The sequence below is a fragment of the Candidatus Agathobaculum pullicola genome (genome assembly GCF_052117205.1).
Classification (GTDB): Bacteria; Bacillota; Clostridia; order Oscillospirales; family Butyricicoccaceae; genus Agathobaculum; species Agathobaculum pullicola.
Map to the genome: position 1 here is coordinate 1 of NZ_JBQKJP010000062.1, position 12,258 is coordinate 12,258.

At 48.9% G+C, this 12,258-nt stretch carries 16 protein-coding genes; 5 read left to right on the forward strand and 11 right to left on the reverse strand.

The window, feature by feature from the left end:
• The 4 genes from ACTQ3V_RS14455 to ACTQ3V_RS14470 form a co-directional block, all read left to right on the forward strand.
• Window positions 1-335, forward strand: a 335-nt coding sequence (locus tag ACTQ3V_RS14455) for a sigma factor-like helix-turn-helix DNA-binding protein (protein WP_441468126.1), incomplete at its 5' end; no start/stop codon positions are given.
• Between the two features lie 21 nt (window positions 336-356).
• Entirely contained in the window at window positions 357-623 is a 267-nt protein-coding gene (locus ACTQ3V_RS14460) for an AbrB/MazE/SpoVT family DNA-binding domain-containing protein (RefSeq protein ID WP_441468127.1), read from the forward strand.
• A gap of 30 nt (window positions 624-653) precedes the next feature.
• Complete coding sequence (locus ACTQ3V_RS14465; RefSeq protein WP_441468128.1) at window positions 654-965, forward strand: hypothetical protein; 312 nt, start codon at window positions 654-656, stop codon at window positions 963-965.
• 56 nt (window positions 966-1,021) lie between these two features.
• Window positions 1,022-1,216, forward strand: a complete 195-nt coding sequence (locus ACTQ3V_RS14470) for a ParA family protein (RefSeq protein WP_441468129.1) — start codon at window positions 1,022-1,024, stop codon at window positions 1,214-1,216.
• 134 nt (window positions 1,217-1,350) lie between these two features.
• Here the strand turns inward: ACTQ3V_RS14470 and ACTQ3V_RS14475 are convergent, their stop codons facing one another.
• The 11 genes from ACTQ3V_RS14475 to ACTQ3V_RS14525 form a co-directional block, all read right to left on the reverse strand.
• A complete protein-coding gene (locus ACTQ3V_RS14475) occupies window positions 1,351-2,619 on the reverse strand; it encodes a CAP domain-containing protein (protein WP_441468130.1) in 1,269 nt (422 codons plus the stop codon).
• A gap of 193 nt (window positions 2,620-2,812) precedes the next feature.
• Entirely contained in the window at window positions 2,813-3,448 is a 636-nt protein-coding gene (locus ACTQ3V_RS14480; RefSeq protein WP_441468131.1) for a DUF6710 family protein, read from the reverse strand.
• Window positions 3,449-3,520: 72 nt separating this feature from the next.
• Window positions 3,521-3,907, reverse strand: a complete 387-nt coding sequence (locus ACTQ3V_RS14485) for a hypothetical protein (protein WP_441468132.1) — start codon at window positions 3,905-3,907, stop codon at window positions 3,521-3,523.
• Between the two features lie 21 nt (window positions 3,908-3,928).
• Window positions 3,929-4,771: a class D sortase gene (locus tag ACTQ3V_RS14490; protein WP_441468133.1), complete on the reverse strand. Its 843-nt coding sequence runs from the start codon at window positions 4,769-4,771 to the stop codon at window positions 3,929-3,931.
• Window positions 4,740-6,113, reverse strand: a complete 1,374-nt coding sequence (locus tag ACTQ3V_RS14495; RefSeq protein ID WP_441468134.1) for a hypothetical protein — start codon at window positions 6,111-6,113, stop codon at window positions 4,740-4,742. The genes ACTQ3V_RS14490 and ACTQ3V_RS14495 overlap by 32 nt, the downstream gene beginning before the upstream one ends.
• Before the next feature lie 21 nt (window positions 6,114-6,134).
• A complete protein-coding gene (locus ACTQ3V_RS14500) occupies window positions 6,135-6,908 on the reverse strand; it encodes a PcfB family protein (RefSeq protein WP_441468140.1) in 774 nt (257 codons plus the stop codon).
• Window positions 6,796-8,283, reverse strand: coding sequence for a relaxase/mobilization nuclease domain-containing protein (locus tag ACTQ3V_RS14505; RefSeq protein WP_441468135.1), 1,488 nt, complete (start codon window positions 8,281-8,283; stop codon window positions 6,796-6,798). Before ACTQ3V_RS14505 ends, ACTQ3V_RS14500 begins: the two co-directional genes overlap by 113 nt.
• A complete protein-coding gene (locus tag ACTQ3V_RS14510; protein ID WP_441468136.1) occupies window positions 8,283-8,591 on the reverse strand; it encodes a plasmid mobilization protein in 309 nt (102 codons plus the stop codon). The genes ACTQ3V_RS14505 and ACTQ3V_RS14510 overlap by 1 nt, the downstream gene beginning before the upstream one ends.
• Before the next feature lie 107 nt (window positions 8,592-8,698).
• Window positions 8,699-9,700 carry a DUF3991 domain-containing protein gene (locus ACTQ3V_RS14515; protein WP_441468141.1) on the reverse strand — a complete coding sequence of 334 codons (1,002 nt, stop codon included), beginning with the start codon at window positions 9,698-9,700 and terminating at the stop codon, window positions 8,699-8,701.
• Window positions 9,648-9,923, reverse strand: coding sequence for a DUF4315 family protein (locus ACTQ3V_RS14520; protein WP_441468137.1), 276 nt, complete (start codon window positions 9,921-9,923; stop codon window positions 9,648-9,650). The genes ACTQ3V_RS14515 and ACTQ3V_RS14520 overlap by 53 nt, the downstream gene beginning before the upstream one ends.
• 404 nt (window positions 9,924-10,327) lie before the next feature.
• Window positions 10,328-10,669: a hypothetical protein gene (locus ACTQ3V_RS14525; protein ID WP_441468138.1), complete on the reverse strand. Its 342-nt coding sequence runs from the start codon at window positions 10,667-10,669 to the stop codon at window positions 10,328-10,330.
• 195 nt (window positions 10,670-10,864) lie between these two features.
• Between ACTQ3V_RS14525 and ACTQ3V_RS14530 the strand changes: the two genes are divergently transcribed.
• On the forward strand, window positions 10,865-11,944 hold the full coding sequence (locus tag ACTQ3V_RS14530) for an IS30 family transposase (protein ID WP_441468139.1): 1,080 nt from the start codon (window positions 10,865-10,867) through the stop codon (window positions 11,942-11,944).
• Window positions 11,945-12,258 lie beyond the last annotated feature (314 nt).

Below are 12,258 nucleotides of genomic sequence, written 5' to 3' on the forward strand. Positions count from 1 at the left end.
TTTTGCTCGAGAGAAGCAGAAATTTTGCAGGAATAAGGAAAATCTCTTACAGAATGGAGGTGCGTAGTATGACAAAAATCACTAAGAGAGAGCGACAGATAATCTACCAAATGTGGAAAGATGGTGCGACGCAGAAAGAGATTGCCGAAGCGATCAAAGTGTCCCCCAGTGCGCTGCGCAGCGAAATGTCAAAGGGCTATACCGGAGAACGCTATATCGGGGGCCGACGTGTCTATGACCCTATGCGGGCAGAGTTGTGTTCTGGTCCGATGGGTAGACCACGTCGAAAGCTTCTTGCTGAGCAGGAAGCCGGTCATATTCCGCCTCCGCAATAAGAATCAGAAAGGGTGTCACATGTGAAAGCAACCGGTATTATTCGAAAAGTGGATGAACTTGGCCGTATCGTACTGCCCATTGAAATGCGCCGTACTATGAGCATAGATGTCAAGGACTCCTTGGAAATTTACGTGGACGGCAGCGATATCATTCTACGAAAGTACGCTCCTGGCTGTATGTTTTGTGGCGAAAGCGACCATTTGCATTCTGTTGACGGGATTTTAATCTGTACCGATTGTGCGCGAAGATATGCTAAACGGTTTGCCCAAGTTACACAAGGCGACTAAAACAGCTTGCATGACAAAGGTGTGATGGCGATGAAGAGATTAAAGGCAAATAAAACCACTTTATACAATCTCGTGCGGGATATGACACGGAATTTGGACTGGCTGTATATTCCAGCTTTACGCAAGGTGACATTTGAAAAGGCGTATCGCCGACCGAACTTCTCTTTAAGTTGGAGAAATGATGACGGAACGCATTCTCAGGCTTTCTTCTGTGCCTGCCTTGGTTGTGCAACATTGGCCATTGAATTACATGATATGGATGAACAACAACTGCATCGTGTAGTATGCAATCCATCCATCGATAATTTGATAGAGCGCGGTATGGTTGAGGACATATCGTGATCTAATAACACACTTTGTGTTCCAATGGAACACGCGCTGACAAGGGGATAATAAAAATGAAAACAGTATCTATCATTAACTTGAAAGGCGGCGTTGCAAAGACGCTCACCACCATCAGCATGGCGCACATTCTGTCCGAGACATACGGGAAGCGAGTACTTGTCGTTGACAATGATAAACAGGGCAACACCAGCAAAACCTTTGGGATTCACTCCTATAATCGGAAAAGCGTTGCAGATCTTGTTCTTTAACATCTTGTGCCTCCTTGTTGTTAAAATAGAAAAGCCGCCTTCAAGGAGAAGGCGGCGCACGCTGATCATAATTCACTTTTTCATCCTCTGGATAAAAAAAGAGCGATTAGGTTGAACTAATCGCTCTGGTTGAGTTATAAACCGAATTCTTGCGCGCAGTAAATAGTTCCATTTTCTGAAACAGCAAAGCCGATACCTACGCGAGTATAATCCTCATCTAAGATAGCATAGCGATGCCCATCCGAATTCATGAAATTATTCATTGCTGCTTTCATGGGATTAAAGCCCATCTCAACACCAAGTTGGGTCATACGCCCTGCGCCTGTGATATTTTCGTGACTATACACATCATCTGCTGACATACCATTTTCGGCTGCGTATGCACGTTCTTCATCAATATCGGAATGTCTAAATTCCGTGGTAAGATGCACGGCCCAATACTGCGCCCAACTCATGAGATTTTGGTCAATCTCCAATTCTGGGACACCAACCTTGCGGCGTTCCTCATTGATAGCATCTACCATTTCCAGTTCCCATTCTCGCAGCATTTCGTCCGTTACAGTATTAGAACTGCTGCTGTTACCGGCATTGCCTGTATTGCTGTCCGTGTTATTGCCGCCGCTTGTGACTTCCTGACCCAGCGCCTTGCGCAGCTCGTTTGCCCAAAACATATTCACCGGATTATCGTCGAACGAAACCGCGTCCACCGGCGCGCCTTTCATGGTATCCAGCGCTGCGATAACGTCCTCTACCGTGCCGTTCGCTTTGCCCGTGATGACCGGCGCATATTGCTTGGCAGTCGTGAGGTATTTGCTCTTATCCCAGTTGCATTTAATCATCGCCTGATTAAATTCCGCCATGGTGTTATTCCACTGTGTGATAGCGCTGCCGCTGGCAGACGTTGTGCTTTCCGTGTACGGTGCATCCGTGTCGATGCGGACGCTTGCTGTCGCATTGTCATAGCCCACGCCAAAGTCCACCTGCTTGCCGATGTCGCGCAGCTTCACATAGTTGTTGCCGTCGATCTGGTAGGCGGTCATGTTGACCTGTACGCCATCCACCGTGATTTTCTGACCACTGATCTTGGCCACCGCGCCGCTTGCCGCCGTGTCCGAGATGCCCTCGGTACTGGGGGTGGTACGCGCCGTGTTGATCTCAACGGTCTGCGTCTCGCCGTTCCACTCCACGCCGAAGCCTACAAGCGTACCAATATCGCGCAGTTTGAAGTAATTGTTGTCCGCTATATTGTAGCCCGTAGGATAGACGCGGGTGTCATCGACATATACTGCCTGACCTTTGTCACGGGTGGGAACAGCTGCTACCGTACTGGCAGCACCAGCAAACGGTACTGAGCCGACTACCATAGCCGCGCTGAGCGTCGCTGCAATCATGTTCTTTTTCATATCTGAAAACCTCCGTTCCGGTCTGGTCTTTATCTCTCTTTTCTATATCTTTATTATAGCAGATTTTACCAGATTAGTCAATGAAAAATAGCAAAAATAAAACATTTTTTCACTTTTAACATTGCATTTCTTTTTGATTTATCAGATATTCAGAACAAATCACAGCTTGTGGATAACTTTTAAATCCCATCACTCAGCCAGTTTTATACCGTGTGCTCCACCTCATCTGCGCCATACCGTACAGGATTGCAACGCGGACATCTTTTACAGGCTTCATGCCCCGTTCTTTGCCGCCCTCTGCCCGGTCATTGTACCAGAACGCGCCGTCCGTCCAGAAATACGGATAGCATACTGTCAAGTCCCATACATGCACTGTAGCGGAACCCTGCGCACGAAGCGCGGCAGCGGAAGAATGATGCCGACCAGCGTGAATCTGAATCACACGCAGTTCGGGGTAGTAATCCCCACAATAGTCATGCATAGGATTTTTGTGTTGGTCGAAATCGCTGACAGAAAGGTCGCTCAACGCTGCACGCCATTTTTTAGGATCATACGGCACGCTGATTACGATATTTTCACCAAATGGCATATCATTAATCTGCTCAGCTGTATAGTTTCTCGGAAAGGGGAAATCCGGAAGCCACTGGTGGTTTTGCAGCGCTGTATACGCACTGTTTTGTTCGCAAAAAAGCACCCCTGTCATGCTTGATCCCCACAGGTCGATCCGGACGCTCTGCATCAGCATTTCAAAACTGTTTGTGCCGTGCTCCACATCCCATTCCAGTGCATACTGCGCGGCTTTCATCGCGTTTGAATAGGCGTATATCATGGAGCACTGCTCCTCCGGCATTACCCGTTGCGGCACAGGACGCGGCTTTTTTATCCGGTTCCAAAACATCAGTTAACCCTCCCGAAAACGATTTTCTGCATCCGGGGGATACTGCAAGTTGGGATGCGCTGTGAGCCAATACAAGACAACCGCCCGGATATTGGGATGTTTTGTACAGCCAAATAATATCAAATCAGCCAGCTCGTTGCAAGCTTCGCAAAAACATTTGCAACTCAAACAAATCAGAAAAGTGTGCAACGGCATCAGGTAAGCCGTCCGGCTGGCGGGTTCCAATTTGGCTATATCACCGTCGGTAGATTGGGCGCAGAGATATTCACGCACCAACCGCAGGGCATACCAACCAGCCATCTGGTCGTTCTTAGCGGACAGTTCGCGCAGCAGATCAGTAATGCGCCCGTCTATACATGCATTATTCCTGCACTTTGCTTTTCCCCGCATCGCTTCCACTCCTTGCTTTGCTCACACCGCAACGGCCTGCACACACCAGCGGTAGGTCTGAGCCTGATCGGGTACGCAAGTGACAAGCGTCAAGATGTTTTCATTCGTGGGGTTGAGAACATCAACCTCATACTTGGTAATCTTGCGCACGCTGTAAACTTCATAGGTTCGAGTGCCATACACGGTAGTATAGATAATTTTTGAACCAGCAGATAGATTCCAGATTCCAGCGAAATAACCGTAGCTGCCTCTGTTGTGGCCGCAAAAACCAACATTGCCATCCCATGCGCTGGTACCCTCAAAGTGCGCCACGCCCAGCCGCAGATTGCCGACTGTTTCACCGTCGTACACTTTCTTTGTCACGCCGAGCGCCGGGATGGACAGCGCACCAATACTGCCGTCTGCATAGGCCATACCGTCTACCGGGGTATAGCCGGAGCCAACTGCTGCATCGGCTCCACCGCCAGTATAGCCGCCTGTTGCATTGCCTGTATCACCATAGATCGGCTCATTGCTGACCGTACTGCCCTCTACATCAGGCGGCATGACGATCTCACCACCGCCCGTCACTGTGCCGTTTTCCGTCACACTCGGCGCAAAACCAGCCTGTGTGCTATGCGGGAACATCGGTTCTACACCAGAGATATCCGGTGTCAATAGTTCTCCCGTTCCCAGCACATCAGCCGAGGCCGATCCAAACTCCGGCGGTACAAAGGCGCTGTCTTTGCTGATGTTGACATTAACCGCATCATCACCGACCACCGTGACCGGCTCCGTTGACGTTGGTTTTCCGAAGTTGCCGCTGGATGGCGCGTCGTATGTATACGAAAGATTAGTCGCTAAGGCCGGGGTACTCAGCATCATCGTCAATGCCATCGTACTGCACAGAACCGCCCGCAGAGCTGCCCGTGGTTTCCTGCCCATCTGATTCTGTCTGTGCCTCTGCGAGATCATCCGCAGTCTCAGACTGTTCGCCTGTGACGTCATCGTCTTGCGGGGCGGCCAGCAATGCTGTGTGCTGTGCCTTCCGCTGCCTTCTGCTGCGGATCGCGGCCTTAACCTTCTCCAAGGGGCCGAAAATGTGCTGCTCCTGACGCAGCTTTTCATCATCGGCCTGTTTCTGTTTTTTCTTTTCACGCATTTTCATCTCCGTTTCCCTCAGTGTCTGCTGTACCTTGCCGCCTGCCTGTGCCGCCATGGCCTGCATCTGCTTCACCATCCGCTTACACGCTGGCGGGCGCAATGCAAAAATCATCATCAAAATACCAAATACAGCACACAGCACCCAACTGATCGGTGCGCTGCCTGTACTTTCATCCACCGGCTGCACATCTTGTTCCGGTAATAATCCGGTCATATCAGGCGGCTCGGTGTTATCCTCTGGTTCGATCACAATAGGTTCACCGCTGTAAACCGCAATGTAGCGCATGCAGTCGTTGTTTCGGTGTGAAACCTCGCCCGCATAGGTCGCAGTCACAGTATATCCGGTCGTGCGGCTGGAAGTTGCTGTGCCTGTGTAGGTCACAACTGCCGTATAGGTGGTTTCCATGGTACCGAGATTATCTGTTTCCTCGGTTTCAGGTGACCATTCGATATCACTGAATGTCAGTGTATTGCCATTATCTTCAATGGTTTTGGGAATATCCGTCATATCCATTTCCGGCATATTGGGGTATTCCCGCGTCGCGGACAGTGCTTCCGATACGCTTTCTGTACCCGCAACCTTTGTGGATATGCTGGAGACATCCAAGTAGGCCGTACCGCTGTAGCCGTCATCGGTTGTCACCGGCTTGCTTTTCGGCAGCAGCGCCATCACGTCGTTTGAATTATCCGATGTAGAGGATACCGTCACGGTTTCCGAGTGCATCTTATGGTCAATGTCCGGCATTTCAATGCGCAGCATATCCTGAAACGTATAGTGCATATCGCCTCGGTCAAAATTATCCTGTGGGATCTGATCGGGCGATGTCCCGGTTGGCACATCGTAGATCTTCTTACAGGTAAGGCCGTCTGCACTGACCTGAACATCGACCGGAAAGTAAGCGCTGTTTTCGCCTTGTGTGGAAGTGGCGTCTGCGTTTGCAGACTCTGCCTGTACTGACCAAGCCGCTGAAGCAGTATCTGCCTGTGCCAGTGCAGCTGCCTGCACAGGGGACAGACAGGCCAGCAATAGGGCGGCGGACGTGCAAAATAACCTGATCTTCATTTGACTTTCATCATTCCTCTCTTATTTTACCATTGGTTTTTTCCCAGCCGATGGCAGTTTAGCAGGCTGCGGCTGCTTGAGATGCTGCGGCTCATGGGCAAGCCGGTCTTTAATATTCGCTATTCTGTCACGCACTGATGGCTTACCATCTGTACGTTCTGCATGCTTTTCCCGATGCGGTGTCCGTTTTCCCGAAGTCGCTGTCTGGGCTGCATCTTTGTCCTGTGAGCGCTCTGGCATACCAAGTGCTCGACCAAGTTCGTCTTGTATCGCGTGCAATTGGGTACGGCACTGTTCTAATCCAGCACCGCTCGCCAATGCTGCACGAATTCCATCCAGCCGGGACAGCATGCTGTCTGCCTGCTCCTGCGGTAGCTTAGTAGTAGTCATCGTTGATGCCGGTCCGTGCGGATTGGTAATCTCGGAGTTCACCGATTCGCTCCCTGACAGACCGGCATCCGCGTTTTTTTCATTTACCTCTGCCGTAGTACCGATTTTCCCTCGCACACTGTTGACCAGCTTTGCATCTTCTGCTCTTACAATAACGTCCACCGTATCAGGAGCATTGGGATCACGGACTATGGCAAAGCGTATGCCATACTGCTTTGCCAGATCAGAAAAATCTTTCATTTTTTCGGTTGCCAGCGGGAAACTGGTGGGGGTGCCTGATTTAATAATCTCTTCAATATCTGTCTTTCCCGCGATCTGCTTCTCGTTGCGGAGAAGGGCCACCAGCAGCGCCGCGATATGCACCGCGCCGCTTGACGCCATCTTGACCGCGCATTCCGTTACCATCAGTTCCATGCGTAAAATCTGGTCTGCTGCTCCGCTTTCCGGGTTCATGTTGATCGCCTCCTATCTTTCGTTCAATCCGTTTCTGTTCCGCTGTAGCCGCATCCAGCCGTGCCTTGATAGCCGGTGCGGTATTCTGGACGGCAGCGCATAAACGCTGCTCCTGTCGCAGCCTACGCAGCTCAGCGGTCAACTGCTTTGTTTCGGTTTGCAATGCCGCGTGATCGGTTTCCGGCCTGCACCTGTCTGCATACAAACGTGCGCGGCGGTCTGCCAGAATATCAATTTCATCGGCAATCGCATCTGCATACAATGCAACGTCTTTTCGGGTGCTCAACTGGTGGTCGCGCAGGAAATAATACTGCTTGGTATAGCGATCCAACTTTTTCAGTTCGGACATTATTTCACCGCGTACTTTTCTCGGCGCTTTTCGTCTTTGTACTTTGCCCAGCATATACAGATAGCGCCAATACAACGCACGGAAGCCGTGTAACTTTTTGTGTTTTTTGGGCGCTGCGGTGTGCGGCATGGGATAATACTTTTTACGCTGGCCAAGTTTTTGCTGCTGTATCCGTATCTGTTCGATGTTCCGCACAACATTTCCACGCTGCGCTGCGATCCGCGCTGCGAGCTGCCGGGGCGTATAGTCCTCGCCCAGAGATTTTAGGCGAATGAACCGCTCACCGTTTGGATGCCGGATCGTAACGTATTTCCGCCTTTCATTGAGCCTAATTTCATATCCGCGCCCACGCAGCATATCCCAAAAATCATCCATGGTGCGTGCCTGTGCCAGTATCACATCAATATCCTCACGGATCATGCTGCGCAGGGTAGGCCGGTTTTCTTTCTCCGCACGCCATTCCGCATAGTGCTTTCCGGCTTTGACGCTGGGATTCTGAATAACAGATAACCCATGTGCTTTGCAAATCTCATCAGAGATACCGCGTAATTCGTAAAAGGTCGCTGGCGTAGATTGATACTTATGTCCATCTACAAACGACACGGAATTGACTATGATATGATTGTGAATGTGAGCGCGATCTGTATGAGTACCTATCACGACTTCAAAATCATTTGCAAAACATCGCTCGATAAATTCACAGCCCAGCTGGTGCGCCTGTTCAGGCGTTACTTCACCCGGCTTAAAGGACTGGATAAAATGAAACCCCTGTACCTTGTCTGTTTTTTTGAAATGCCGTTTCGTTTCGAGCATCTGCGTATATGCGACTTCGCACGAACAATTAAAACCAGACGTTAACGTATCTTTGATTCCATGCAAACTGTGAAAATCGGAACAGGCAGTTTTCTGCGTATTCTGCACATATGCGACGCGCTTATCTAATCGCTGACGAATGACATGTATTTTGAGAACTGCCATTATTCCAACCGTTCCAGCATTTGTTCGAGTTTTTCCTGTTGAGTTGAAATCTGTAGCAAGGTTTCCATCGAAACCTTACCGGAAATATGCGCCAACCGCGCTATCTGGTTGATATTTCGACCTACACCACGAACCTGCCGCTGGATATCACGCACAAACTCAGGTGATAAAATTTTCACTTCACCAGAAAGGATCAACACTCGAAAAAACTTCGACATAGACATTCCGCTATCCTGTACTTTTCTTTTTAAGAGAGAAAGTTCTTCATCATTCAAACGAAATTTTATTTGGTGTACGCGATTTCGCATTTTTCAACCTCGCATATAAATCTTTTTGGGGGTTTTAGGGGGCTTGTCCCCTTAACAAGCGGTGTTTGTGGGTACCACAAACCCTATGCTTGCGAGGACATAAGATTTTACTTAGCTAAATCAAGTTCGCGCGTACCGCGCGAAGGCGGTGGTTGCGCATTCTGCTGAAGCTTAACACGGAGCTGGTCGTTGAAATCCTTTTCCTGCGGCGCACAGACTTTTATCTCAATTTGCGGATACCGCTGCCGGAGCAACGCGAAAATATTCCGCGACGCACGCCGCCCCGGTTCATCGTTATCCAAACTCAAAACGATCCGGTTAAAAGAAAAACTACTTTGCAGCATCCGTTCCAACGCCAGCGGCAATTTTTCCGCCGATGCCGTGACACCACCCAGCGCTAAATAATTGTCCTGCCGCCAGTCTCGGCCACCCAGCTTGCGTAGCGTAGCTACCGAAAGAGCATCAATCGCGGCCTCGCAGACATACAGTGTAGAGCCGCGGCCCTGCATACAGAAGCCATAGCTTTTATCGCTGCCAGCCTGCTCGATCTTAAAGCTGGAGTTCGATACGGTGCTGCGCAGCATAGCATACTTCGCAACACCTTTTTCATCGTGACCAACAAACACCACATTGTGATGCTGCGCATCTTCATAGATCAACCCACGTCTCATGCAGTGGTTAATAATCTCAGGATCAATGCCACGCGCGCACAGGTACGCGAAAGCGCGCCGGTTGTTTTGGTTTCTTCCAGGTAACGAAAATTCTTTGCGCTGCGGCGGCTCTCTGACAGATTCATCCGTGTGTAATGCTTGATAGTCTTCTCCGGCCAGTATGTGTATCGCTTCGGAGAAAGTCATGCTATGCACCTTTTGCAAAAAACTGATTGCATCCCCACCGCCAATTTGCTGGGAAAACCAGTTCCATCGGCCATCTGCAGAAATCCGCATACTGTCATGTGATTTCAGTGTCCACGATTGACCAATGCGCTTTAGTTCACCGGGTTCATACTGGCGCAAAAACGCAATCAGGTCTACACCTCGTGCGCGTTCAATTTGCTCAGCCGTCACGCGGTCGCTCCGAGTTGCTGCTCCCATGTCCTGCACCTCCATCTTCACGCTGTCCGCTCTGCTGCTCTTCTTTCAATTTGGACAACAGGCGTTGTGCCTGTTGATAATCCGGTGCAATCCCATTTATCGTTTCCAGTAGAGCGCGACCCTCCAGTTTTTTTCTTCGTTCTACAAGCTGGGATATCTTCCCTTGGTAAATCTTTACTTTCTCTTTGAGACGTTCAATATCCTTATCCAGCCGGTGTATCTGCTCATCTGTTGTCATCTGTTTTTTCACCTCCATTTTCTACTCGATTTTTGTGCATTGGTCTTGAGCCGCCAATGCTCGCTGTTGCTCTTCCCTTCATCCTAACGGTCTGCAACTACCCGGTGCTTGCTTCATAGGAGCACGCCCATTTTATGCAGTTTTCAAGGTGCAGCAGAGGCTGCACAAATGGTGCTTTTGAAAAAGGCCTCTACTATAGCTTCTATAGGGGGGGTGTGTTGCATCGTTTTTTTGATTATTTACAAATTGTTCACAGAATTTCAAAGTTATTGAACATGATGTATAGCAAATTCGCGCTTTTTAGCAAAACAAAAACGCACAGGATTCCCCTGTGCGTTCAATAAAAAACGTATATTTATTTAATATTAGGCATAATTATACATTTGATAATTGCAGTTATTCTCTTACCCATCATAGCTTGGCAGCTGAGACAGCATAGAAACATACCGCTCCAGAGCTTCTTCAAATTCTGCCGACTTCCTGATCTCCTGCACAAGCTTCAGCTCGGTTTCTTTTCGTGTGACACCGCGCTCTGTGCTAATGTATGCCGCGAGGATCTTCATGTCCGGGCGCAGCTCCAAACTGCGCAGCCAAACATCTCCCAGCATGTTTCCATTTGCAAGGTCTTTCACATAGTGGACTGAAACTTCTATTCCACTATGCCCATACGCCTCATTCGGCATAAGTTCATAGGCGAAATAATATCCGGACAACATCTCCGGCATCTTTTGAAATTTTTTTATCATAGTACGATCATCCCCTATTGCTTCTGCTGGTATTACAGCAGAAGGCGGACTGGCTGTCAAGAGGGCTTATTTGTTCATTGTGCACAGGCTTCACCTGATATTTTTATACGGTAATCTATTAAAACAATAAATTATCACGACGCATATTGTGCTATAATACAAATCATATACAATATATGGTTTAGAGGGGATAACATGGGAAAGAGAGAACATGTTGGAATACGGCGCTGGCGCAAGGGCCAGCATCTGCAATGGAACCAGCGCTTAATTATTGAACGTATGCGGCTGCAAGGTGCGACTACGAGGCAAATTGCGGCTGTGATCGGATGCAGCCACGTCTCCATTTCACGTGAGCTAAAACGCGGGCGCTACATACATACCAATTCTGATCTCACAACGGAAGAGCGGTATTCACCCGAAAAGGCCGAGCGCCGGTATCGGGCGAATCTTGCTGCAAAGGGGCCTAATGTGAAAATAGGCAATGATTTTTCATATGCAAACATCCTTGAAAAGTTTATTGTAAAGAAGCATTATTCGCCAGCTGCTGCCCTTGCAGCCATCCGACATAGCAAGCATGTTTTTCTTACCGCCATTTGTCCGCGTACCTTGTACAATTACATTGCAAACGGTGTTCTCGCGTGTGAAAAAACGGATTTGCCCTTAAAAGGCAAGCAAAAGCGCCGGAACCGTTCCGCAAAAGACGAAATACAAAAGCGTGCATCTTGCGGTACCAGTATTGAGTACAGGCCCCTTGAGGTAGATTACCGGCTGACATTCGGGCATTGGGAAATGGATACTGTCTACACATCCAAAAAAGACCGTCTCAAGCCCACGCTGCTGGTTCTGACAGAGCGGTACTCCCGACAGGAAATTATCATCCGCATGCGTGATCGAACATCCGGCAGTGTAGTCCGAGCGTTAAACGCGCTGGAACGCAGCATGGGGGCAGAAAAATTCTCGAAGGTTTTTCAGACAATCACTGTGGATAATGGCTCCGAATTTGCCGACTTTGAGGGCATGGAAATGTCCGCGCTTCGCAAACGCAAGGCGCGAACCAAAGTCTACTATTGTCATGCACATCGAAGCTATGAGCGCGGCAGTAATGAAAACGCAAATAAGCTGATCCGCCGTCACTTCCCAAAGGGAACGAATTTCTCTCAGGTGTCTGCAAAGCAGATTGCGGAAGTAGAGGCATGGATCAACAACTATCCCCGCAAGATACTTGGATGGCAGACCTCTAACATGGTTTTCCGTCCGTGGTTCGACAAGCAATAACTCTATGAACAACAGAATATGTTTGCTTAGGAGCGGCCTGAATGGGTGGTTCCTGTTTGCCATGTCTGGAAGCAGTCAAAAAGACGTATGTCTTTTTGTTTGTTTTGCTTATGCTTATATGCAACACTAACAATTTTAATTTGTCAATATCTAAAATTGTTAGTTACTTTTAATGTTGCAACTTACCAAAAATAAGAAAAATTATTGTAGGAGTACAATACATCTTGGACAGTTGAATAAAAAAGGGATGAAGGATAAGGCCTCATCGGTTAAAGTTGAGTTGCTACACTTAACTTGACGAGAGGGGGCCATAT

Bases quoted from the DNA above. Each gene is read 5' to 3' on its own strand.
- ACTQ3V_RS14480 (WP_441468131.1), bottom strand. From the start codon at position 3,448: ATGATATACGCCTATTCAAACGCGATGAAAGCCGCGCAGTATGCACTG.
- ACTQ3V_RS14515 (WP_441468141.1), bottom strand. From the start codon at position 9,700: ATGGAGGTGCAGGACATGGGAGCAGCAACTCGGAGCGACCGCGTGACG.
- ACTQ3V_RS14495 (WP_441468134.1), bottom strand. From the start codon at position 6,113: ATGAAGATCAGGTTATTTTGCACGTCCGCCGCCCTATTGCTGGCCTGT.
- ACTQ3V_RS14470 (WP_441468129.1), top strand. From the start codon at position 1,022: ATGAAAACAGTATCTATCATTAACTTGAAAGGCGGCGTTGCAAAGACG.
- ACTQ3V_RS14490 (WP_441468133.1), bottom strand. From the start codon at position 4,771: ATGATGCTGAGTACCCCGGCCTTAGCGACTAATCTTTCGTATACATAC.
- ACTQ3V_RS14525 (WP_441468138.1), bottom strand. From the start codon at position 10,669: ATGATAAAAAAATTTCAAAAGATGCCGGAGATGTTGTCCGGATATTAT.
- ACTQ3V_RS14475 (WP_441468130.1), bottom strand. From the start codon at position 2,619: ATGAAAAAGAACATGATTGCAGCGACGCTCAGCGCGGCTATGGTAGTC.
- ACTQ3V_RS14465 (WP_441468128.1), top strand. From the start codon at position 654: ATGAAGAGATTAAAGGCAAATAAAACCACTTTATACAATCTCGTGCGG.
- ACTQ3V_RS14510 (WP_441468136.1), bottom strand. From the start codon at position 8,591: ATGCGAAATCGCGTACACCAAATAAAATTTCGTTTGAATGATGAAGAA.
- ACTQ3V_RS14505 (WP_441468135.1), bottom strand. From the start codon at position 8,283: ATGGCAGTTCTCAAAATACATGTCATTCGTCAGCGATTAGATAAGCGC.
- ACTQ3V_RS14520 (WP_441468137.1), bottom strand. From the start codon at position 9,923: ATGACAACAGATGAGCAGATACACCGGCTGGATAAGGATATTGAACGT.
- ACTQ3V_RS14500 (WP_441468140.1), bottom strand. From the start codon at position 6,908: ATGGTAACGGAATGCGCGGTCAAGATGGCGTCAAGCGGCGCGGTGCAT.
- ACTQ3V_RS14485 (WP_441468132.1), bottom strand. From the start codon at position 3,907: ATGCGGGGAAAAGCAAAGTGCAGGAATAATGCATGTATAGACGGGCGC.
- ACTQ3V_RS14530 (WP_441468139.1), top strand. From the start codon at position 10,865: ATGGGAAAGAGAGAACATGTTGGAATACGGCGCTGGCGCAAGGGCCAG.